The following is a 20721-nucleotide window of genomic DNA, read 5'->3' as shown; positions in this document are numbered from 1 at the left end:
GTTTGGCTGGATTGTAGTGACGCGTCCATGGTCATGTCTGGCTTTGTCCTGACCTCGCGGAGAGGCCGGACGTGAGGCCGGGCGTCTGGCCCGGGCCTCGCAGCCGGTCAGGCGGGCGCCGTCTCCCGATTGCGGTCGAGGGCTTTGGTCAGGCGGGCGGCCTGGGTGACCAGGCGGGACCGGCCGCCGCGGGCCGCGACGGCGGCGAGGCCGGCCGGGTGCGGGGCGACCACGGCGGACTGTTCCACGCAGTCGGCGGCCGTCTCCAGGAGTTCGCCGGTGCCGCGCGGGTCGGCGGTGCCGGCGAGCAGGGCGGGCAGGGCGGCCGACAGGACGGACCAGGTGGTGGTGCAGGCGCCGGTCGCGGCGGCGGTGCGCAGCGAGTCGGCGAGCCGGTTGGGCTTGACCGTGCCCAGGGTCAGCTGCTCCCCGAGGTCGGAGCCGATGCGTTCGGCGTCCAGATCGCCGCGGGCTGCGAGCGCCAGGAGTGCATCGACGGCGTTCAGCCGGTCCTCGGCGTGCCGGGCGCCGAGTCCGGTGGCGACGGCGAGGTGGAGCGCCGGCCCGGCTGCCGGGCCTCCGGCGGCCGCGAGCAGGGGCAGCACGGAGGTCCCGCCCCGCTCTTCGTGGATGGCGCAGGAGGTGATGGCCGGGAGCGACCAGGCGGCCAGGGTCTCGCGGTCCTCGGGGAGGGCGGCGACCAGGGTGGCATCGCCGTCGCCGTCCCAGCAGCGGCCGGTGGCCCTGCGAGCCTGCCCCAACTCCCGGAACGGCTTGGGGAACCGGTGCAGGACGGTGGGGCGTTCCGCGGTGTCCAGGGTGAGGTGGCTGGGCCATACGTCGTAGTGTCGGGCGCTGGTCGGCGCGGTACGGCGCGTGACGGCGGCGGGCAGGCCGTCCTCGCCGAGCCAGGCCGCGAGCCGGTCCCCTTCGGCTAGGCCCAGTGCGGCCGCCTCGGGGATCGCCGTGGGGTCGCGGCGGGTCCGCAGCAAGGCCTGTGCGAAGTCCGCCGGGGCGGGGGTCTCGCCGAGTCGTTCGTACGCGGCCAGGCGCTCGATGAGGGTGCGCGGGTCCAGGGAGCCGTTGGCGTGGGTGGGGAAGGAGAGCAGGAAGGGCAGCGGCCGGCCCGCGATGTGCCGTGCCGCCTCGACCACGCGGGCGTGGGAGGCGACGTGGAACGCGGGGTGGTGGCAGTCGCTGCGCCAGCCCCCGGACTCGGGCCAGGACGTGCGGGCATGCGCCGCCGGGCGTACGTCCAGGACCGCGGCGGCGACGTGTTCGATGCCGGGCAGGTCGCTGGTGAAGTGGTGGGACCGCTCGGGGTCGAGCCACCACCGTCCGGCCAGCGCGGGACGCAGTGCCGCGGCGAGGGCCGCACGGTCCCGGTGGGCGTGCCGGACGAGGCCGTCCAGGGCGCGTTCGAACTCCTCGACGCTCGTGGTCCGGGAGTTGACCGCGGCTGCGACGAGCTCCACGGTCTCCTCGACGCTCTCCGGGGCGGGCGCGAGCGGGATCTGGGTCGGGGGCGGGGGAAGGATCTCCTGGTAGGGGGCATGGTCGGCGGCGGGGGCGGCGTCCGGGCCGAGGACCTCCACGGCCCGCGCCCGGTGCAGGGGGCTCAGCAGGTGTGCGCATGCGGCGAGTTCGGCGCGTACGTCCGGGTCGTCGACCAGGTGCGCGGCGGCGAGCTTCAGGGCCCGTTCCTGGATGTCGGTGTCGGTGTGTCCGAAGGCCTCGCCGAGTACGGGCAGCAGCTCGGGGGCGGCGGCCGGATCGCGGACCAGCTCCCGGCCGAGCAGCACCAGTTGGGCGCGTACGAGCTTCTTCTCGGGCCGGAAGAGGACGGTCAGGGACATTTCGGCGAGCAGGCGGGGAGCGAGGCCGCCGGCCGCGGCGAGCCGGGCCAGGGCCTGCTGGGCGTGCCCGGCGACGGCGGACGGGGCGTCGGCGGCGAGCGCGATCCAGTCGGCGGCCCGTTCCCGCTCCTCCTCCGCGGTCGGCTGCAGGGCCTGCAGGATCGCGAGGTACGGCTTGAGATGGGGGGCGGTACCGCCGCGCAGCAGACGGGCCGTGCACCCGTCGAGCAGGGCGGTACGGTCGACCAGGCCCTCCTCCGCGATGGCGGCGAGCGCGGTCGGCCAGTGGTACGGGCCGACGGGCTCGCCCGACCAGTGCCCGAGCGAGGGGACCGGCTCGGCGGTCTCGAAGAGGTGCGGGACGAGCTCGGCGGTGTACGGGTCCCCGCGCAGGGCCTCGGTGAGGGAGGTGCGCGCTGCGGGCAGGGACGAGGCCCAGCCCTCGAGGCAGCCGTCGGTGGTCGGCATCGGGCATCCGGCGATGCCGACGAGCGTGCGGATCAGCGGGTAGTCCTGTTCCGCGGTCGCGGCCCGGGCGGCGAGCCGGTGGGCGAGGTCGCCGAGCAGCCGCGGTTCCCGGTCGGACAGGACCTTGAGCAGGGTGTCGGCCGGGAGGGCCTGCCAGCGGCGCAGGTCGCGCGCGGCGATCCAGGAGGCCGCGGCGGCCGCGCCGGTGGTGCATCCGGCGCCGGCGACGACCAGGGCCGGGTTCACCAGGTCCCGTTCCCGCCAGTTCTCCCATCCCTGGGAGCGCAGGTCGGCGCGCAGCGCCTTCAGTTCGGCGAGCAGCTCCCGCCGCTGCACCCGGTCCAGCGGCTTGAGCAGTCCGGGCAGGTCGGAGGTGCGGCCGGCCCGGACGGCGGCGAGGATGTCGCGCGCGGGGGCGCCCGCCTGCGGTGCGGGAGCGGTGGTGTCCTGGGCGGTGGCGTTCATCGTGAGGCTCCGGCGGGGGTGGTGGTGTCGGTGTGCGCGGTGTCGGTGTGCGCGGTGTCGGTGTGCTGGGCGTCGGTGTGCGCGGCCCGGCGGGCCATGCGGGTGGCGAGGGCGTGTTTGCAGGGGCCCCGGCGGCCGCTGTAGTCGGCCCACCACTGGCAGGTGCAGCTCAGGGCGCCGCCCGTACCCCGGACCTGGTAGCGGCGCTCCCCCGAGGCGACGACGGCGGTGCCCGCGCTGTCGTCCAGGGTGACGGCGCCTTCCGCCAGCAGGGCGCGGGCGGCGACCAGGCGCGGGTTGTGGCGTTCGGCGCGACGGGAGTCGTAGGGCAGTTCACGGTGGAAGTAGGCGGCTTCGGCGAGGTCGTAGCCGACGCGGCCGGCCGTGCCGAGGTGGGTGAGGGCTGCCCGTACGCGGTCTACGGGGAGCCCGGACTGCTCGGCGAGGTCGGCCGGGTCGATGCGCGGCTCCCAGGCCAGCAGCACGGAGATCAGGTCGGCGTCGGCGGCCGCGGTGTCCGTGGCGAGGGCCTCCAGGACGCCGCCCTCGCCGGAGAACCCGCGGTCGGGTTCCGGGGAGAGGGTGAGCGTGAGCCGCATGCCGGGCAGGCCGACCTCCCATGCGGAGGCGGTGGGCCCGGCACCGTCGGCCACCGGCCCGTACACGCGCAGGCCGGTCGCATTGCGCAGGACCCGCTGGAGGGCGGCGAGCCTGTCCGGGCCGGGCAGGCAGACCGCCCCGGGCACCGGCCGGGTGGTGGGGCGCAGCGTACGGCCCGCGGGGATCACCCACAGGGCGGCGCTCGCGGCGCCGCTGCCGGTGGGGGTGCGCGGGAGCGAGCGCAGGAAGCGTACGGCTTCGGCGGCGGTGAGTTCGGCGCGCAGGTCGAAGCCGGTGGTGATGGCCTGGGATTCGGCGAAACCGCGCAGCCAGCGGTCGGGCAGCGGGACCTTCTTCTCGACGACCGGACCGTCGAGGGTGGTGACCGTCAGCTCGTCGGGGCCGACGCGCAGGTGCAGCGGGTCGTCACCGGTCAGGCGGGACAGGGCCTCGCGCAGCGGGTTGTTGACGTCGACGTTGGTGGTGCCGTGGCCGGTGTCGGAGCCGCCGAGTCCTTCGGGGAGCACGTCGAGCCGGGCGTACACCCCGCAGCATCCGGAGAAGGACTCGAAGCGCAGCCGGTCGCCGTTGCCCGTGACGACCGGGTCGAGCGAGGCCCGCAGGGTTCGCCGGTAGTAGCGGGCGGCGGCCACGTCGGCGACGGCCAGCAGGGCGCGGGCGGCGGCCTGAGGGCTGTTCAAGAACCCTGCGAAGAACTGGGGGTGGGCCTCGGCCCCGGCCGGCGTCAGGCCTCCCGCGGTCTCCAGGCCGAGCATCCGTCCCGTACCGGCCGCGTCGGTGGTCAGCGAGGATGAGCCCGCGTAGGCGAAGGTGTGTGCGGTTCGCGTCATGATCGGAACGCTAAGGGGGACCACTGACAACGCCGCTGCGCCCCTGTGGGCTCCGTGGCCCTGCCGTACCGAGCGGGGCCACGGACGAGCGATCGACTGACGGGTGACTGATGATTCGTCAGACTCCTTGCGCTGCCTGGGTGATGGTCCGGGCTGCGGCGAACTCGGCCAGGTAGGCCTGTTCGGCCTCGTCGAGGTATCCGTAGGCGTCGTCGCCGACGGGGATCCGCAGGGGCGTGGCGGTGTCGGATCCGACGAAGTCCAGGACGCGCGCCGCGAAGTCCTCCGGGCGGCCGGTCTCGGGCTTCTCCGCGAGGCCGCGGGCCCCTTCGAGCATCTCGCGGTTGGTGACGTCGTAGGCGGGGATCCGGTCACGGGCCTCGGTCATGGAGGTGCCGTAGCGGGTGGCGAACATGCCCGGTTCGAGGACGGTCACGCGGATGTTGTGGGGTGCGGCCTCCACGGCCAGGGCCTGGCTCATGCCCTCCAGGGCGTGCTTGCCGGCGCCGTAGGCGGCGAGCCCCGGAAAGGCCATGCGGCCGACGATGGAGGAGACGTTGACGATGTGGCCGTGCCCCTGGGCCCGCATCAGCGGCAGGACCAGGCGGGTCAGCCGCCACGGCCCCACGACCAAGGTCTCCAACTGGTCGCGCAGTTCGGTGTCGGAGACCTCCTCGACCGCGCCGAACAGTCCGACGCCGGCGTTGTTCACGAGTACGTCGATGCCGCCGAGACGGTCGGCGGACCCCGGTCCGACGGCCATCCCTCCCGCTGGGGTGTGCGGAGGCGCGCGGGCGCACACCGGGGCGCGCGCTCCTGCCTGCGGCGCCCCGGCGCGGGCCTCCCGCAGAACGACGGGCGTGATCTGCGGGCCGGCCTACCCCGTGCGGTACGTCCTCGGGTACTCCCCCGGCGCTTATGCCGAGGGCGTGCTCAGCGGGCTCCGGGCGGAAGCCTGCTGCCGACCGAGCTTCTCCATGACCCGGTCGCGCAGGAGCTCGTACTCCTCACGGAGCCGGCCCCACTCGGTCTCGGGCGGCCGGGCTATGACGGTGCCGCCGATGACCGTCTCCTCCGGCCCGAACTGCTCGCGGGTGAGATCGACTTCCACGCCCAGGCCCAGCCGGTTCCACCAGTGGTAGTCCACACGCTCCCCGTCGACATGGACCTCCCCTCGGATCAGTTCGCCTCCCAGCAGGTCGTTGAGCACCATGGCGGTCACCCCGCACTGGTCGCGGGCCGGATTGTCCTCGGTCCAGCGCGAGCGGTACTCCGGCGTGCATGTCTCGGCACTCCAACTGCTGCGAACGGCTCTTTCGATGTCGGAAATCAGCAACGTCGTCATACCCGTAAGCCTGCCCGCACCCACTGACAACGGCCGCACGGGTGTGCGTGCTTCCGTCAGGCGTCTCGTCGTCGCAGCACCGTTCCGCCCAGCAGCAGTGCGGCTGCCGCCCACAGGGCCAGCACGCCCAGCCCCGGCCACGGGCCGATGGGCAGCCGGTGCAGTGCGGTCGTCGCCTGGACGGCCAAGCCGGCGGGCATCGGGCCGAAGCGGGCCAGTTGGCGCTGCAGCCACGGATCGGTCACGACGTGGCTGAGCAGTGGGAACAGGTACAGCAGGGCCAGGGCGGCGCCCGAGGCGACCGCGCCGTCGCGGACGGCGAAGGTGACGCCGAGGGCGAGCTGGGCGACGAGGACCAGGTAGAGCACGGAGCCGAGGGCGGCCCGCAGCGCCGGTCCGTCGGTCAGGTCGGGAGCGCCCGGCAGCAGCAGGTGCCCGGCCAGCAGCGAGCCCAGTACGGCGACACCGCCCGCCGCCGCGACGACCGCGCTCAGCACCGCGGCCTTCGCGGCCAGTACGGTCGTCCGCGCGGGCACTGCGGTCAGCGTCACCTGGATCATTCCCGTGCCGTACTCGCCGCCCGCACACAGCACGGCCAGAACCACGGCCACGGCCTGGCCGACCGTCACCCCGCTGAGGGCGAGCCGGGCCGGATCCCCGCCGCAGCACCGCACGCTGCCCGAGGTGGCCGCGCCCACGGCCACCGTGAGGGCCACCAGGCCGAGGAGCAGCCACCACCAGCCCGTCTCCGTCCGCAGCTTCGTCCACTCGGCCCGGCACGCACGTCGCAGCACCATCGCGTTCACGCGTCCCTCCGGCGCAGTACCAGGGACGCCGCCGCCGGCGCGAGGAGCGCCCACGCGCCGAGCACCGCGAGCCCGCCCCACGGCGGCAGCGGGAAGTAGCCCGTGGCCGGGGTGTAGACGGAGAGGACGTGGTCGTGGCGCGGCAGGGTCTGCTGGACGGCGAAGCCGGCCGCCGGGGTGAGGCGCAGCAGCCATCCGGCCGGGCCGGCGGGCAGCATGCCGCCCAGGGCCAGCAGGTAGGGCAGGACGGTCACCGCGACGAGGGCGGTGATCGCTGTCGCACTGCGGCGCAGCAGCACGCCGAGCGACAGCGCCAGGACCGCCGTCGCGGCCAGCAGCAGACCCGTGCCGAGAACGGCCCGCAGCTGCTCCTCGGTCGGGACGGTCAGCACCGCGAAGTGCGCGGCGCGGGCGCGTGCCCGGCCCAGCGGCAGGCTCACCGCGGCCGCCGCGGCACCGACGGTGAAGGCGACGCCCGCGACGACGAGGGCCTTCGCGCCGAGCACCCGTCCGCGCCTCGGCGTGGCCGCCAGGGTGAGGCCGAGCAGCCCGCGCCGGTACTCGCTGGTGGAGAACTGCACGGCCACCACACCGACCACGATCAGACCGATGAAGGTGCCGATCAGGAAGGTCTCGACGGTGAAGGCGGGACCGAGTGCGGGACCGCCGACCACGGGCGCGATATCGCCCGCTCCGGTGACGGTGAAGCCGTCGCCGCTCGCGCGGTGGCCGCCCGTCGTGCCGGGGACGTAGCTGCCCGAGGTGCCTGCACCACCGCCCACCTGCGTGTAGGCCCAGTCGTCCCGCCACGCGCCGGTGAGCACCGGCTGCCCGAAGGCCGCTGTCGCCGTGGCCGGGGAGCTGCCGGCGCCGGCCGTCTGCACGGCGGCGGGCGCGGTGACGAACAGACCCGCCTGGACCGCATCGCCCGGGACGGCCACGCTGGCGATCTCCGTCCAGTGGACGCCGTCCGCCGAGTGGTAGCCGGTGACGGTCTTCCCGTCCCGGACCAGCCGCAGCCACTGCGGCGCGACCGCGGACGGCACGCCCGTCAGATCGGTGGCGCGGTCGTGGACGAAGTCGTGCTGCATGCGGACGCCGTGGGCGCCCGTCGCCATGACCGCCGCGTACGGCGAGCCCTGCGTCAGGTTCCTCTTGACGATGATCCCTGCCTTGGACCACGGTGTGAGCCCGCGCGTCGTGCTGTCCGGGGCCCCATCGGGGTCGGAGAGCACGCCCGTCAGCGCGGTGACCGGCACGGTCAGCGATCCGTCGCCGGTCAGCGTGCGGTGGACGAAGGAGAAGCTGTCGTTGACCGCCTCGCCGCCCGGTCCGACCGGCAGTGCCGAGACGTCACCGGGGTGTTCGTTCGACGAGACGGTGCCGACCAGCAGGAACAGCACCGAGGCCAGTGCCGCTCCGACGGCTCCCAGCATCCAGCCGCGCACGGTGCGAAACTTGGTCCATTCGGCGTGCAGGGCCCTCGTCATCGCCCGGCCTCCTCTGCGTCGGCCGTGGAGGCGGTGGATGCACTGGATGCGCTGGATGCGTTGGAGGCAGCGGCGCTCCGGTACTGCACTGAATCCCGGGTGAGTTCGAGGTATGCCTCCTCCAAGGTGACGCGGTGCGCGGCCAGTTCGGCGAACGGGACGACCGCCTCGGTGAGCCGGGCCACGATGGCCGCACCGGCCAGGCCGGTGACCGTCAGCGTGTCCGGGCCGGACGTCTCCACCACGGCCCCGGACTGCTTCAAAACCTGCGCGGCCGCCGGCAGCGCCGCCGTACGCAGCGTCACCCGCCCGGCCGCGACGCCGGTCAGCAGCTCTCGTACGCCTGTGTCGGCGACCACCCGCCCCCGGCCGACGACGACCAAATGGTCTGCCACGCCTTCCAGTTCGCTCATCAGATGGCTGGAGACCAGTACGGCACGCCCCTCCTCGGCCAAGGTCGTCAGCAGCGTCCGTATCCACCGGATCCCCTCCGGATCCAGCCCGTTGAACGGCTCGTCCAGCATCAGGGCGGGCGGATCGCCCAGCAGCGCTCCCGCGATGCCGAGACGCTGCCGCATGCCCAGGGAGAAGCCGCCCGCCCGGCGCCGCGCCGCCTCGGCCAGTCCGACATCGGCCAGGACATGGTCGACGCGGGCGGCCGGCAGCCCCTGGGTACGGGCGAGCCAGAGCAGGTGATTGCGGGCGGTGCGGCTCGGCTGGAGCGCTCCGGCGTCCAGCAGCGAGCCGAGCTCGCGCAGCGGCTCCGCCAGGCTCCGGTACGGGCGGCCGCCGACCAGCGCGCGGCCCGCGTCGGGCGCGTCCAGGCCCAGCACCACCCGCATCGTCGTCGACTTGCCCGCCCCGTTCGGCCCGACGAATCCGGTCACCCGGCCCGGGCGCACCGTGAAGCTCATCCCGTCCAGCGCCTGCGTCGCGCCGAAGCGCTTGCTCAAGCCCCGTACCTCGATCCCGTCTTCGGTCCCGACCTCGCCCGCCATGGGTGCCTCCGCCTCTGTTCCGTACGTCTTCCGTACGTCTTCCGTACGTCGTTCCGTACGTCGTTCCGTACGTCGTTCCGTCCGTGCTTGTGGCATCACGGTGCGCGGGCGGCGGTGACACGAGCGGAACGCCCGCCGTCATGCCGCTGTTAGGTCGGCTCACCTAGCCTGACCGGCAGGGCGGTACGGGTGGACGAGAGGAGTGCCCCATGGTGGGCGAGGGGGGTTCCCTCCGGGCGTCGCGTCGACGGCGCAGCGTGCGCTGGCGGTTCACGCAGCTGTACGCCGGGCTGTTCCTGGCCTCGGGTGCCGTGATGCTGGCCGTCGTCGCGCTCTTCGCGGGCGGTTCGATGGACGCGGTGCCGGGCCCCGGTTCGGCGGTGCCGGACGCGTCGGGCGCGGCGCAGGCGCGGATCGCGAGCCTGGAGCACCAGCTCGCGCAGGCGCACAGCAGGCAGACGGAGCAGCTGCTGCTGGGCTCGGCGGTCGGGCTGCTGGTGATGGGCGTGCTGTCGCTGTTGCTCGGCTGGTACGCGGCCGGACGGGTGTTGCGCCCGCTGCGTGCCATGACCGCGGCCACCCGCCGGATATCGGCGGACAACCTGCACGAGCGGCTGGCCGTCGACGGCCCGCACGACGAGCTGCACGACCTCGGCGACACCATCGACGAGCTGCTCGCCCGTCTGGAGGGCTCGTTCGCCGCTCAGCGGCGGTTCGTCGCCGACGCCTCGCACGAGCTGCGCACGCCGCTGGCGACGATGCGCACGGCCGTGGACGTCACCCTTGCCAAGCCCGGCCCGCTGCCGGACCAGACGCGCGTGCTTGCCGGCCGCGTGCATGCCGAACTCGACCAGATCGACCGGCTGTTGGACGGCCTGCTGACGCTGGCCCGTGCCCAGCACGACCTGCCGGAGCCGGAAGCGGTCCCGCTGGACGAACTGGCCGCCGCCGCGCTGACCGCACGCGGGCTCCGCGTCGAAGAGGTGCTGGATCCGGCGCCCGGCACCCTCGTACGGGGTAACCGGACGCTGCTGCGGCGGCTGGTGGAGAACCTCGTCGACAACGCCGTCGTGCACAACGAACCGGGCGGCTGGGTCCGTGTCTCCCTCCGCACCACCGGCTCGGCGGTCGAGCTCGTCGTGGAGAACGGGGGGACGGTGCTGGCGCAGGAGCAGGTCGCCGAACTCACCCGCCCGTTCCGCCGCGCCGGACCGGACCGGACGGCCTCGACCGGTACGGGGCCTGGGCGGGGGCTGGGTCAGGGGCTGGGTCTGGGGCTCGCGATCGTCGCGGCGGTCGCCGAGGTGCACGGCGGCCGGCTGGACCTGTGCGCGCGGGAGGACGGTGGCCTGCGCGTCGTCGTCACCCTGCTCAGGGCGGTCGAGGGGGCGGAGGCGGCATGAGGGTGCTGGTGGCGGAGGACGCCCGCGCGCTCGCGGATCTCGTCGCGGAGGGCCTGCGCGACCAGGGCATGGCCGTGGACATCGCCTACGACGGCCTGGCGGCCGCAGTCAAGCTCGATGTCAACGGCTACGAGGTGGTGGTCCTGGACCGGGACCTGCCCGGTCTGCACGGCGACACGCTCTGCCAGATGATCACCGAGCGGGACGAGCGCCCGATGGTGCTGATGCTGACCGCCGCGGACTCCCCCGCCGACCGCGTGGCCGGTCTGGGCCAGGGCGCGGACGACTACCTGGTCAAGCCGTTCCACTTCCCGGAGCTCGTGCTGCGCCTGCGGGCCCTGGCCCGGCGCCGTCCGTACGCGAGGGCCCGGATCCTGCGCACGGCCGGCGTCGAGCTCGATCCGGTGCGGCGCAGCGCCACGCGCGACGGGCGCCCGCTCGACCTCTCCGTGAAGGAGTTCGAGGTGTTGGCGGCGCTGCTGCGGGCCGGCCCCGGATTCCTGAGCTCGGAGGCCTTGCTGGAGCAGGTCTGGGACGAGCACGCCGACCCGTTCACCAACACCGTCGCCGTCACCGTCGGCCGACTGCGCCGCAAGCTCGGCAGCCCGCCGGTCATCACCACCCTGCCGACGGTCGGCTACCGGATCGCGGACCCCGAACCGGACCCGGGCCTGGAGGCGTGACGCGCCCACAGGATCAGCGGGATCTGCAGCGGAAGCCGTGCGGTGGCGAGGGCCTTCGCGGGCATGGGCCGATCGCGCCAGTCGTAGGCCATCTTCACGTTCGCCGGGAACACGGCCGCGAAGAAGACGGCTGAGGCGCGGGCGCTGGTCCGGCGTGTCGGCGGAAACGCGAGACCAGCGGCCAGCGCCAGCTCCACGACCCCGCTGGCGGTCGTCCACGTGCGGGGGCTGCCGGGCAAGGTACGCGGCACGGTGGCGTCGAACTGCTTCGGGGCGATGAAGTGGGCGGCGCCCGCGGAGGCGAGGAGCGCGGCCAGTGCGAGTGCGGAGCGTGCGGGAGTGGGCATCGGGGTCCTTCGGGCGCGAGGGATGTGCCGGGATTGCGCGGGCAAGAGCCATCTACTGGTCGGTAAGTATGGTCCACTCGCGTCGCGCTGTCCCCCGTGCGCACCAGTTCCCCGCATCGCACCACGGCGCCCGCGTCAGCGCAGGCGTCGGTGTCAGCGGGTGAGGAAGCGGGTAGCGCCCACGTACACGCGGCCGGTGGATCCGATCGGTTCCTCCTTGACCACGTCACCGGTGCGCGGCGAGTTGATCATCATCGGCTCGCCGTTCTTCGTCCCCGAGTAGATGCCGACGTGGGTGACCTCGGTGCCGGTGGCGGGGCGGAAGGCGACGATGTCGCCGGGCTTCAGGTCCTTCGTGTCGGTGATGCGCACCCCGACGGCCGAACCCGCGGGTGCCTGCCCGCCGCCCGCGTCGAACTGCGGCTGGGCGTCCCGGGGGATGGTCACACCGAGGGCCGAGTAGACCTGTCCGGTCAGCCCGGAGCAGTCGTAGCCGAATCCGGAGGTGCCCGACCACAGGTAGGGCAGGCCCATGAAGGTGCGTGCGGCGGCGACCACGTCCTCGCCGCTCGGCGCGGCCGGCACCCGCGCGAGGTCACCGGCTCGGAAGTACACGCGGGTACCGGTGTGGGAGTACGCGGTGACGACGCCGAGCACCGGGCCGGCCTTCACGGGAAACGAGGTGTTGTACGAATACTCGCGCGACTGCACCGAGCCCGTGCCCGAGACGGCGGCCTCGGCGGTGGTGAAGCCCCGGGCCGTGGGCCGGCCGACACGTTCCTCGTGCGTACCGGCGGGCGGCTTCCGGTGCTCGGAGGTCAGCTGCCGGTCGGGAATCCAACCGGGGTAGGCGCCGAGGCCTGCCTCGTCCCTGGGGGTGGGCTGGCCGTGCACCCATACGTGGTCCCAGAGGAGGCCGCCGTGCCACATCGTCCGGTCGACGGTCACCCGCACGCCGTGGAGCGCCTGCGTCTCCCCGGCGACCTCACGACGCTCGTCCAGCGTCATGGCCTTCAACCAGCCTCGGACGTCGGCGGGATTGGCGGTCGCCGGGGCGTCCACGGGCCGCACCTCCTCGGGGGACACCCAGACCTGGGCCACCGTCACGTCGACGTAGCAGGTCGGGGCACCGTCGCAGGGACGCGCCGCAGCGAGCTTGGAGTGGCCTGCCGAAAGGGCCGGAACGGCGGCGGGGCCGATGGGTCCGATGGGGCCGACGGGGTGTGCGGCAGCCGGGGCCGCGAGGGCGAGGAGCGCTGCGGCAGCTGTCAGGGCTGTCTTCACGGAGAACATGAGCCGATTCTGTCCAGTACGCCCCGACCGCGAACCCTCCGGCGGCGAAGCGGCCGGTCGGGCGAACCAGGATGCTCGGCCCGGAGGCCTCCGGGGACTAGGTTATGGACGTGGACCTCTTCTCATCCTCCTGGGCGGCACTGCGGGCGGCGGTTGCCGGGCTCGGTGACGAGGACTTCGCGCGGCCGTCCGGCTGCGACGGGTGGCTCGTGCGGGACCTGGTGTGCCATCTGGTCATCGATGCCCAGGACGTCCTGATCACCCTCGCCACCCCCGCCGACACGGAGCCCACCCGGGACGCGGCGACCTACTGGGAGGTCGGCGCGACCCCGGACGAGCAGGATCCGCTCGACGCACTGACCGTGCGCCTGGCCGCCGCGTACGGGGAGCCGTGGCTGCTTACGTTCCACCTCGACGACGTCGGCTCCGCCGCGGGCCGCGCCGCCGCCCTCGCGGATCCCGCGGCCCGGGTCGGCACCCGAGGCCAGGTGCTCACCGTCGGCGACTACCTGTCCGCGTACGTCCTGGAGTGGACTCTGCACCACCTCGACCTCCGCGCACACCTCCCGCACACCCCGGGCCCGCCCGCCGAGGCCCTCGCCGGGGCCCGCGCACTGCTCGAACGCATCGGCGGGACACCGTACCCGCCGTCGTTCTCCGACGAGGACGCCCTGCTGATCGGCACGGGCCGCCGCACTCCGACCACGGCCGAGGCGGGCGAGCTGGACACGGCGGGGGTGAACGTGCCGCTCGTCCTCGGCTGACGAGCACCGGCGCGGCCGCGTCGGCGGCTCACGGATGCCCCGTCCTCTACATCGGGAACGAATGCACCCGCACCGCTCCGGTCGGCCGGTTCGCTGCGTCGTGGAGGGGTGTCCACATCGTGCGCAGGGGCATCAGCACTGGTCCCTCGTGTTGCTCGACGTGGACCTCCTGGTCCAGCGGCTGCCAGCCGAGACCCTCGTAGAAGGGCACGAGGGGCGCGCGGCAAAAGAGCAGGGCGTGTCGGGGGCCGAGGGTTCGTGCGTGGGCGAGGGCTGCCGTGATGACCAGACGGGCAAGTCCCTGACCTCGCAGGTGCGGAGAGACGGCTACTCCGCCGACGCCCATCGCCTCGGTCTCCCTGTCTCCGATCGTCACGGGGAGTCGGAGCAGGCCGGCGTGCGCGACGAGCCGGTCGCCGAGCCTGACGCCGAAATGGTCCTCCTTGGGGAGCCAGGTCAGGCCGGTGTGCGCGACGCCGAAGGGGTCCTCGCCTGCGCCGAGGATTTCGCTCTGTTCTGTCTTCGTGTACCGCGTGAGTCGGACGGTGGTCGGCGATGCGGGTGACAGGTGATCAGACATCCCTACATGATCCTTTGGAAGGCACTCCGCCCCAACAGCCGCCCTGGGTCAAGGCATCTCGTCGGGGTCGCAGCTGGCGCGGCGCAGTCCGATCGTGCGCAGGGAGCGCATCAGGGCCTCGGAGTCTCCCTCGCGCACGACGTCCGTCCGACCTCAGTCGTCGAACCAGACGACCAGCCTGACCTCGTCGTCTCCGTGCAGGTCGGCGAGGGTGCGCATGACGGTCCAGACGGGCCCCCACTGGTCGTGGGGTACGGCGTCGCGGCGCTTGAGGCGCCCGACCCGGAACATCCGGTCCCCGTCCACCCACTGCGAGCCTTCGGGGAAATGGCGGTTCGGTCGCATCGCGATGCGGGCCGGCTGCCCGCAGAGGTCGACGAACCGCTGGGGCGGGGAGTAGTGGCGGTGGAGGAACTGCCATGCGCCGTGCGGATCACGGTGGTACTCGTGCACATAGGCGTCGGGACCGGCGGACTCCTCGTCCCAGTCGACCTGCTTGATCTCGGCCCAGCTGACCCAGCTGGCGCTGCGTCCGCCGATCGTCTCGCGCCCCTCGCGGACGCGGTTCGACGCGTCCTCGGGCAGTCCGCGGTCGGGGGCCACCGGCACGAACTGCTCGTTGTCGCGCACGCCGAACAGGCAGCCGAACGCGTCGTAGTTCCTGGGCACCTTCAGGTGGTCCAGGTCGATGGTCGCGTGCCAGTAGGAATCCGCTTCGTGGTCCCGGTAGTCGCGGTGGCACTCGATGAAACCCCAGATGTCCGTGCTCATGCCCGCGATCATGCCTGGTCTGGACCTCCCCTGACCACGCCTTTCTCCGTTCCGAAGGGTGCGGACCAGCGCTCCGTGCGCGGCAGCTCCAGGACGAAGGCGGTGGTGCCCGGCTCGCTGCGCAGGGTCAGGGTGCCGCCGTGCGCGGTCGCCAGGGAGCGGGCGACCGCGAGGCCGAGGCCGCTGCCGCCGTTGTCGCGGCTGCGGGCCTTGTCGACGCGGTGGAAGCGGTCGAAGATCCGGTGCTGGTCGGCGTCCGTGATGCCGGGTCCCGTGTCGGCCACGACCACCCGGGCGGCGCCCGGGGTCGCGCCCACCGTCATCGATACGCGAGTCCCGGCGGGCGTGTGGACGGCCGCGTTGGTGAGGAGGTTGTCGAGCACCTGGCGGATGCGGACGGGGTCGAGGGCGAGGGGCAACGGCCCGCGTCCGGTGTCGAGGGTGAGCGGATGGCCGGGGTGGGCGGCGCGGAAGGCGTCGGCGGCCTGCAGGGCGAGGTCCGCCAGATCGCACGGTTCCAGCCGCAGCGGCGCGTCCACCTCGGCGGCGTCGAGCCGGGCGAGCAGCAGCAGGTCGTCGAGGAGGACGCCCATGCGGGCGGCTTCGGAGCGCAGCCGGGTGAGGTGCTTGTCGCGTTCCTCTGGGACGTTGGCGGCGGCGTACTGGAACAGGTCCGCGTAGCCGCGTACCGACATCAGCGGGGTGCGCAGTTCGTGCGAGGCGTCGGCGACGAAGCGGCGCAGCCGCTGTTCGGCCTCGGCGCGCACGGCCAGCGAGTCGTCGATGTGCTCCAGCATCGTGTTGAAGGCCGTGCGCAGCTCCTCGACCTCCGGTCCACCCCCGGACCGGTCGGCGCGCAGCGGCAGGCGGGAGGCCGACTCGGAGAGGTCGTGCGAGGCGATGCCGTGTGCGGTGTGCGCCATGTCGCTGAGCGGTTTCAGGCCGCGGCGCAGCAGGATCCGCCCGAAGACGACGAGGGCCAGCAGGGCGACCGTGAACGCGATCACCTGGACGGTGATCAGCTGCTCCATCGTGTCCTCGATCTCCGCCATCGGGGCGGCGCTGACCAGGACGACTCCGGGTACGACCTCGCATGCCCGCAGCCGGTAGGCGCCCTTCCCCGCGAGCTGCGCGGTGCTCGTCACATCGCCTGCGGAGTCGGCGCGCGCCTGGGCGAGGGCGGTGAACTCCCCCGTGTCGTCCGGGACGTCGGCGGGCCGGCGTAGCGCCGCCGTGCCGTCGCTGACGTCGTACACGGCCGTGTACCACCCGTAGTACGGCTGCCGTTTGACCGTACCGTGCTGGGCGGCGTCCTTGGCCTGCGTGTTCTGCACCAGCTTCAACTGGGCGACCTGCTGGTGTCCCAGGTAGTCGCGCATGTAGGCGGTCAGGGAGGTGCCGACGACGGCGAACGCGACCAGCGACAGCACACCGAGGCCGAGCGCGAGCCGGGTGCCGAGGCGGAGTCTGCGGTACGTGTCGCGCAGCCGCACGCTCATGGGGCGGCCTGCCGGACCACGTAGCCGAAGCCGCGTACGGTGTGGATCAGCGGGCTGCCGGTGGAGTCGAGCTTGCGGCGCAGTCGGCTGATGACCAGCTCGACGACGTTCGAGCGGCCGCCGAAGCCGTACTCCCACACGTGGTCGAGGATCTGTGCCTTGGTGAGTACGGTCGGGGACTTGCGCATGAGGTAGCGCAGGACCTCGTACTCGGTCGGGGTGAGCGTCAGCCGGTCCTCTCCGCGCCGTACCTCGCGCGTGTCCTCGTCCATCGTGAGATCGGCGACGCGCAGGACGGACCGCTCGAAGCCCGGTCCGGCGCTGCGCCGCAGCACGGTGCGCAGTCGGGCCATCAGCTCTTCCACCGCGAACGGCTTGACCAGGTAGTCGTCACCGCCGCGGGTCAGCCCGGCGATCCGGTCGGCGACGGTGTCGCGCGCGGTGAGGAAGACCACGGGGACCATCGTCCCGGCCGCGCGCAGTCCGTCGAGCACGCCGAAGCCGTCGGTGTCGGGCAGCATCAGGTCCAGGACGACGATGTCCGGGTGGAAGTCGCCGGCCAGCCGCAGCGCTTCCCGGCCCGAGTTGGCCGTGGCCGCTTCCCAGCCCTCGTAGCGGGCGACCGTCGCGACGAGGTCGGCGATCGGCGGGTCGTCGTCCACGACCAGCACTCGTATCTTGTCCACCCGCCCATCTTGCGGCACGGGCGCGGCGGTGCGGCCCCGCTGATCAGGGGCGGGGCAGTTCGATACGGAGTTGAAAGTCTCCTGACAGGGAATCGACAGGTCCCGGCGGCCAAGCTCTCTCCAACGACCCGACCCAGGAGGTTCTGGCCCCGTGACCGCTGTCCCCGCGACGTCCGCACCGCCGTCACCGACGCCGGCTCCGCCCCTTCCGCCCTCGGCGATACGCCCCCGGGTGGTGGCCCGAGCCGGCCTGTATGCCCTGCTCGCCGCGAACGCGGCGGCCGTCGCGTACTTCTTCTCGCAGGCGGGCTTCGCGTCCAACGCGCTGATCGTCGTCGGTCGCCTCTGCGGCCTCTACGGCGCCCTGTTCATGGCCTTCCAGCTGCTGCTGGTCGCCCGGCTGCCCTGGCTCGACCGCCGCATCGGCATGGACCGGCTCACCGCCTGGCACCGCGTCACCGGTTTCGGGCTGCTGTGGTCGCTGGTCGGGCACGGCGTGTTCATCACCCTCGGCTACGCCCAGGCGTCCTCGCTCGACCCGGTCGACCAGCTGGTCGACCTGGCCGAGACCACTGAGGGCGTGCTGCGGGCGACCGTCGCGATGGTCCTGATCCTGGTCGTCGGCGGGGCCTCGGCCCGCTGGGCCCGGCGCCGACTCGCGTACGAGACGTGGCACTTCATCCACCTGTACACCTATGTAGCGGTGGTCCTCGCCTTCACCCACCAGGTCGCGGCGGGCACCACGTTCACCACGTCGCCGGCCGCCACCGCGTACTGGTACGGGCTGTGGGGCTGTGCGCTCGGCGCGGTGTTCGCGGGCCGCGTCGTGCTCCCGCTGCGGCGGAACCTGCGGCACCGGCTGCGGGTGTCCGCCGTCGTGCCCGAGTCCGACCACGTCGTCTCCATCTACGTGACGGGCCGCGACCTGGACCGGCTCCCGGCCCGTGCGGGCCAGTTCTTCCTGTGGCGGTTCCTGACGAAGGACCGCTGGTGGCAGGCGAACCCGTACTCCCTGTCGGCCGCCCCCGACGGCACCCACCTGCGGCTGACGGTGAAGGCCTCCGGCGCGGGATCCGCGTCCCTGCGCCGCCTGGAGCCGGGGACCCGCGTGTTCGCCGAAGGCCCGTACGGCGCTTTCACCACGCTCCACCGGACCCGCCCGGACGCCCTGCTGATCGCGGGCGGCGTCGGCATCACCCCGATCCGCGCGCTCCTGGAGGACCTCCACGGGCATGCCGTGCTCGTCTACCGCGTCTCCGCCGCGCAGGACGCGGTCCTCTACGGCGAACTGCGGGAGCTCGCCGCCGCCAAGGGCGCGTCGCTGCACCTGATCAGCGGCCCGCCGGACCCCGATCCGCTGTCGCCGGGCGCCCTGTCCGCGCTCGTCCCCGACCTCGCCGAGCGCGACATCTACGTCTGCGGCCCGCCCGGTATGACCGGCGCCGTACTGCGCGGCCTGCGCACGCTCGGCGTACCCAAGCGGCAGGTCCACTTCGAACGCTTCAGCCTGGCCGGATGAACCGGGCACAGCAGACAAGGAGGAACATCACGTGAAACGAGCACTGCCCGCCCTGGTCCTGTCCGTCGCGGCCCTGATCCCGGTCTGGCGGTACACGCCCTCGACCGGGGCCTCCGCCGCGGCCGAGCCGCCCCCGCTGTCGAGCCCGGCGGAGGCGCCGGGCTCGACAGCGGCGCCCTCTCCGGGCTCCCCCACCCCGCCGGCGGCCTCCTCCGGCACCCAGGTGATCGCCGGATCGACGGTCCCGACCGAGAAGGGCGCCGTACAGGTCGAAGTGACGCTCACGGCCGGCCGGATCACTTCGATCAGGGCCCTCAAGGCGCCCCCGCACCCCCAGACCACTTCCGCCCTGCCGAAGCTGATCGAGTCGACCCTCGACGCCCAGAGCGCCGACATCGACGCGGTGACGGGCGCGACGATCACCAGCGACGGCTACAAGGAATCCCTGCAGGCGGCCCTCGACCGCAAGAGCGGGGCCTGACGTGAACCGGGTCGAGCACGTCATGGGCCTGCCGGTCTCGCTGCGCATCGACGACGCGCTCCTCCCGGAGGGGGCGGCGGACGAGGTCTTCGCGTGGCTGCGCGAAGCCGACGCACGGTTCAGCCCGTTCAAGCCCGACAGCGAGGTGTCCCGTCTGAACCGGGGCGAGTTGAGCGCCGACGGCGTCAGCGCCGACCTCGGCCATGTCCTGGACCTGTGCGAGGAGTACCGCCGGGCGAGCGGCGGCGCCTTCGACGTACGGCTGCCGGGCCGCGGGCTCGATCCGTGCGCCGTCGTCAAGGGCTGGGCGATGCAGCGCGCCGCCGAACTGCTGGCGGCGGCCGGGGTGCGGCGGTTCTGCCTGAACGCCGGCGGCGACATCGTCGCCGGCGGCGGGCCCTGGAGGGTGGGCATACGCCACCCCGAGGACGCCGGCCGGCTGTGCGCGGTCCTGGAGCTGACGGACGCGGCGGTCGCCACCTCCGGCCACTACGAACGCGGCGCCCACATCCTCGACGCCCGGACCGGCCTCCCGGCCACCGGCCTGCTCTCCCTCACGGTCGTCGCGCCGACGCTCACGGAGGCGGACGCGACGGCGACGGCGGCGTTCGCGCTGGGCTCGGAGGGTGTCGCGTGGGCGGCCGGGCGGCCGCACTGCGAGGTGTTCGCCGTCGACACGGCCCGCAAGGTGCTGCGCACACCGGGCCTGCCCCTGCCAAGCACCCCGTCGGGGCACGCTGCCTGAGCGCGCCTGTCCTCGCACAAAGGCCCGCGGCAGCTCAGGGCTTCCTGATGTCCGCGAGGATGCGTGCGGCTCCCTCGGCGAGGAGGTCGGCGGCGACGCAGGCGCCCAGCTTCTCCGGGGCGTCGACCGGCCCGGAGCCGGTCGCGGTGACCTGCGCGGTTCCGTCGAGTGCGGTGACGGCCGCCGACAGGTGCAGAAGCCCTTCCGGGGTGATCTGCCCCCACGCGCCCACGGGGACGGAGCATCCGCCGTGCAGCTCGGCGAGGAGGGCGCGTTCCGCGCGTACGCAGGCGTCCACGTACGGGTCGCCAGTGGACGCGAGGAGGCGGGCGGCCGGGGAGCCGGTGCGGACCTGGATACCGAGGGCGCCCTGCCCCGGCGAGGGGAGGAACCGGTGGGGCTCGAGAACCTCGTGGACCTCGGGCATCAGGCCCAGCCGGCCCAGTCCGGCGGCGGCCAGCAGCACGGCGTGGATGCCGCCCCGGCCGGCGTGCTTGATCCGGCCGGGGACGTTGCCCCGGATCGGTACGAGGTTCAGGTCCGGGCGGAGCGCGAGGAGCTGGGCGATGCGCCGCGGGGCGCCGGTGCCGATGACCGCGCCCTTCGGCAGACCGGCCAGGGTGGCTCCGCACAGGACGTCGCGGACGTCCGCGCGGGGGCCCGGGGAGGGCAGCAGCATCGTGCCCTCGGCGAGGGTCGTCGGGAGATCCTTCAAGGAGTGCACGATGACGTCGACTTCACCGTTCACCAGGGCGCGCTCCTGGTCGCTGGAGAACGCGCTGCCGCCGGTGGTCTGGGCAACCTCGGCGAGCGTCGCGGTCCGACGGTCCCGGTCCCCGCCCTCGGTGATCAGCGCCCTCTTGAACCGCACGTCGGGGAAGCGGACGCGCAGCGGGCCGAGCCATTCCGCCGCCTGCTTCTTCGCAAGCGCGCTCGCCCGGGACCCGACGATCACCAGCGTCGCCTCGCGCATCTGGGCCAACTCCTCAACTCACCAAGGACATTGACGCGGAAGTCTACTTGCACCACATCCATGGGGTTTCCGACAGAACGTCACCAAGGAGCAGCCTG

General features: G+C 73.5%; 20 protein-coding genes. 6 read left to right on the top strand and 14 right to left on the bottom strand.

Annotation, left to right across the window (positions count from 1 at the left end; translation table 11 throughout):
• Positions 1-107 precede the first annotated feature (107 nt).
• The 7 genes from ACFWP3_RS22205 to ACFWP3_RS22175 form a co-directional block, all read right to left on the bottom strand.
• Positions 108-2789, bottom strand: a complete 2682-nt coding sequence (locus tag ACFWP3_RS22205) for a DUF6493 family protein (RefSeq protein ID WP_384223735.1) — start codon at positions 2787-2789, stop codon at positions 108-110.
• Positions 2786-4240 (bottom strand): SWIM zinc finger family protein, encoded by a 1455-nt coding sequence (locus ACFWP3_RS22200; protein ID WP_384223732.1) that lies wholly within the window; start codon positions 4238-4240, stop codon positions 2786-2788. The genes ACFWP3_RS22205 and ACFWP3_RS22200 overlap by 4 nt, the downstream gene beginning before the upstream one ends.
• Before the next feature lie 118 nt (positions 4241-4358).
• The gene (locus ACFWP3_RS22195) at positions 4359-5003 is read right to left on the bottom strand and encodes an SDR family NAD(P)-dependent oxidoreductase (RefSeq protein WP_384223729.1); all 645 of its coding nucleotides are present in this window, start codon (positions 5001-5003) and stop codon (positions 4359-4361) included.
• 153 nt (positions 5004-5156) lie between these two features.
• The gene (locus tag ACFWP3_RS22190) at positions 5157-5585 is read right to left on the bottom strand and encodes a hypothetical protein (RefSeq protein WP_384223726.1); all 429 of its coding nucleotides are present in this window, start codon (positions 5583-5585) and stop codon (positions 5157-5159) included.
• Positions 5586-5641: 56 nt separating this feature from the next.
• Positions 5642-6382, bottom strand: a complete 741-nt coding sequence (locus tag ACFWP3_RS22185; RefSeq protein ID WP_384223757.1) for an ABC transporter permease — start codon at positions 6380-6382, stop codon at positions 5642-5644.
• Between the two features lie 5 nt (positions 6383-6387).
• Positions 6388-7881 carry a hypothetical protein gene (locus tag ACFWP3_RS22180; RefSeq protein WP_384223724.1) on the bottom strand — a complete coding sequence of 498 codons (1494 nt, stop codon included), beginning with the start codon at positions 7879-7881 and terminating at the stop codon, positions 6388-6390.
• Entirely contained in the window at positions 7878-8879 is a 1002-nt protein-coding gene (locus ACFWP3_RS22175; RefSeq protein ID WP_384223721.1) for an ATP-binding cassette domain-containing protein, read from the bottom strand. The genes ACFWP3_RS22180 and ACFWP3_RS22175 overlap by 4 nt, the downstream gene beginning before the upstream one ends.
• 209 nt (positions 8880-9088) lie before the next feature.
• On the opposite strand from ACFWP3_RS22175, the gene ACFWP3_RS22170 reads away from it, so the two are divergent.
• Both ACFWP3_RS22170 and ACFWP3_RS22165 read left to right on the top strand, forming a co-directional pair.
• Positions 9089-10282, top strand: a complete 1194-nt coding sequence (locus ACFWP3_RS22170; RefSeq protein ID WP_384223718.1) for a sensor histidine kinase — start codon at positions 9089-9091, stop codon at positions 10280-10282.
• A complete protein-coding gene (locus ACFWP3_RS22165) occupies positions 10279-10965 on the top strand; it encodes a response regulator transcription factor (protein WP_384223715.1) in 687 nt (228 codons plus the stop codon). The genes ACFWP3_RS22170 and ACFWP3_RS22165 overlap by 4 nt, the downstream gene beginning before the upstream one ends.
• Here the strand turns inward: ACFWP3_RS22165 and ACFWP3_RS22160 are convergent.
• Both ACFWP3_RS22160 and ACFWP3_RS22155 read right to left on the bottom strand, forming a co-directional pair.
• Positions 10920-11312 carry a DoxX family protein gene (locus ACFWP3_RS22160; RefSeq protein ID WP_384223712.1) on the bottom strand — a complete coding sequence of 131 codons (393 nt, stop codon included), beginning with the start codon at positions 11310-11312 and terminating at the stop codon, positions 10920-10922. The genes ACFWP3_RS22165 and ACFWP3_RS22160 overlap by 46 nt on opposite strands.
• 153 nt (positions 11313-11465) lie before the next feature.
• Entirely contained in the window at positions 11466-12605 is a 1140-nt protein-coding gene (locus ACFWP3_RS22155; protein ID WP_384223709.1) for a C40 family peptidase, read from the bottom strand.
• Between the two features lie 110 nt (positions 12606-12715).
• Here ACFWP3_RS22155 and ACFWP3_RS22150 point away from each other — a divergent pair, with 110 nt between their 5' ends.
• Positions 12716-13369: a maleylpyruvate isomerase N-terminal domain-containing protein gene (locus ACFWP3_RS22150; RefSeq protein ID WP_384223707.1), complete on the top strand. Its 654-nt coding sequence runs from the start codon at positions 12716-12718 to the stop codon at positions 13367-13369.
• A 46-nt stretch (positions 13370-13415) separates the two neighbouring features.
• Here the strand turns inward: ACFWP3_RS22150 and ACFWP3_RS22145 are convergent, their stop codons facing one another.
• From ACFWP3_RS22145 to ACFWP3_RS22130, 4 genes are all read right to left on the bottom strand, one after another.
• Positions 13416-13949, bottom strand: a complete 534-nt coding sequence (locus ACFWP3_RS22145) for a GNAT family N-acetyltransferase (RefSeq protein WP_384223704.1) — start codon at positions 13947-13949, stop codon at positions 13416-13418.
• Between the two features lie 153 nt (positions 13950-14102).
• Positions 14103-14720, bottom strand: a complete 618-nt coding sequence (locus ACFWP3_RS22140) for a hypothetical protein (protein WP_384223701.1) — start codon at positions 14718-14720, stop codon at positions 14103-14105.
• Between the two features lie 8 nt (positions 14721-14728).
• Positions 14729-16219 (bottom strand): sensor histidine kinase, encoded by a 1491-nt coding sequence (locus tag ACFWP3_RS22135; RefSeq protein ID WP_384223698.1) that lies wholly within the window; start codon positions 16217-16219, stop codon positions 14729-14731.
• The gene (locus ACFWP3_RS22130; RefSeq protein ID WP_384223695.1) at positions 16216-16905 is read right to left on the bottom strand and encodes a response regulator transcription factor; all 690 of its coding nucleotides are present in this window, start codon (positions 16903-16905) and stop codon (positions 16216-16218) included. The genes ACFWP3_RS22135 and ACFWP3_RS22130 overlap by 4 nt, the downstream gene beginning before the upstream one ends.
• A 151-nt stretch (positions 16906-17056) precedes the next feature.
• Between ACFWP3_RS22130 and ACFWP3_RS22125 the strand changes: the two genes are divergently transcribed.
• Genes ACFWP3_RS22125 through ACFWP3_RS22115 form a run of 3 tightly spaced genes read left to right on the top strand, consistent with a single transcriptional unit; the run spans position 17057 to position 19650 of the window.
• The gene (locus ACFWP3_RS22125; protein WP_384223692.1) at positions 17057-18424 is read left to right on the top strand and encodes a ferric reductase-like transmembrane domain-containing protein; all 1368 of its coding nucleotides are present in this window, start codon (positions 17057-17059) and stop codon (positions 18422-18424) included.
• A gap of 31 nt (positions 18425-18455) precedes the next feature.
• On the top strand, positions 18456-18905 hold the full coding sequence (locus ACFWP3_RS22120) for an FMN-binding protein (protein ID WP_384223689.1): 450 nt from the start codon (positions 18456-18458) through the stop codon (positions 18903-18905).
• 1 nt (position 18906) lies between these two features.
• On the top strand, positions 18907-19650 hold the full coding sequence (locus tag ACFWP3_RS22115; protein WP_384223687.1) for an FAD:protein FMN transferase: 744 nt from the start codon (positions 18907-18909) through the stop codon (positions 19648-19650).
• Positions 19651-19684: 34 nt separating this feature from the next.
• Here ACFWP3_RS22115 and hemC read toward each other — a convergent pair whose 3' ends face one another.
• Positions 19685-20623: a hydroxymethylbilane synthase gene (gene hemC, locus ACFWP3_RS22110; protein WP_384223685.1), complete on the bottom strand. Its 939-nt coding sequence runs from the start codon at positions 20621-20623 to the stop codon at positions 19685-19687.
• Between the last annotated feature and the right edge of the window lie 98 nt (positions 20624-20721).

The organism is Streptomyces sp. NPDC058525, from assembly GCF_042719495.1.
Classification (GTDB): Bacteria; Actinomycetota; Actinomycetes; order Streptomycetales; family Streptomycetaceae; genus Streptomyces.
The sequence above is the reverse complement of the archived record's forward strand: the minus strand, read 5'-3'. Positions and strand labels throughout refer to the sequence as shown.

Coding starts and splice junctions, on each gene's coding strand:
- ACFWP3_RS22160 (WP_384223712.1), bottom strand. CDS start 11,312: ATGCCCACTCCCGCACGCTCCGCACTCGCACTGGCCGCGCTCCTCGCC.
- ACFWP3_RS22190 (WP_384223726.1), bottom strand. CDS start 5,585: ATGACGACGTTGCTGATTTCCGACATCGAAAGAGCCGTTCGCAGCAGT.
- ACFWP3_RS22195 (WP_384223729.1), bottom strand. CDS start 5,003: ATGGCCGTCGGACCGGGGTCCGCCGACCGTCTCGGCGGCATCGACGTA.
- ACFWP3_RS22205 (WP_384223735.1), bottom strand. CDS start 2,789: ATGAACGCCACCGCCCAGGACACCACCGCTCCCGCACCGCAGGCGGGC.
- ACFWP3_RS22185 (WP_384223757.1), bottom strand. CDS start 6,382: ATGGTGCTGCGACGTGCGTGCCGGGCCGAGTGGACGAAGCTGCGGACG.
- ACFWP3_RS22135 (WP_384223698.1), bottom strand. CDS start 16,219: ATGAGCGTGCGGCTGCGCGACACGTACCGCAGACTCCGCCTCGGCACC.
- ACFWP3_RS22140 (WP_384223701.1), bottom strand. CDS start 14,720: ATGAGCACGGACATCTGGGGTTTCATCGAGTGCCACCGCGACTACCGG.
- ACFWP3_RS22165 (WP_384223715.1), top strand. CDS start 10,279: ATGAGGGTGCTGGTGGCGGAGGACGCCCGCGCGCTCGCGGATCTCGTC.
- hemC (WP_384223685.1), bottom strand. CDS start 20,623: ATGCGCGAGGCGACGCTGGTGATCGTCGGGTCCCGGGCGAGCGCGCTT.
- ACFWP3_RS22155 (WP_384223709.1), bottom strand. CDS start 12,605: ATGTTCTCCGTGAAGACAGCCCTGACAGCTGCCGCAGCGCTCCTCGCC.
- ACFWP3_RS22180 (WP_384223724.1), bottom strand. CDS start 7,881: ATGACGAGGGCCCTGCACGCCGAATGGACCAAGTTTCGCACCGTGCGC.
- ACFWP3_RS22145 (WP_384223704.1), bottom strand. CDS start 13,949: ATGTCTGATCACCTGTCACCCGCATCGCCGACCACCGTCCGACTCACG.
- ACFWP3_RS22200 (WP_384223732.1), bottom strand. CDS start 4,240: ATGACGCGAACCGCACACACCTTCGCCTACGCGGGCTCATCCTCGCTG.
- ACFWP3_RS22175 (WP_384223721.1), bottom strand. CDS start 8,879: ATGGCGGGCGAGGTCGGGACCGAAGACGGGATCGAGGTACGGGGCTTG.
- ACFWP3_RS22170 (WP_384223718.1), top strand. CDS start 9,089: ATGGTGGGCGAGGGGGGTTCCCTCCGGGCGTCGCGTCGACGGCGCAGC.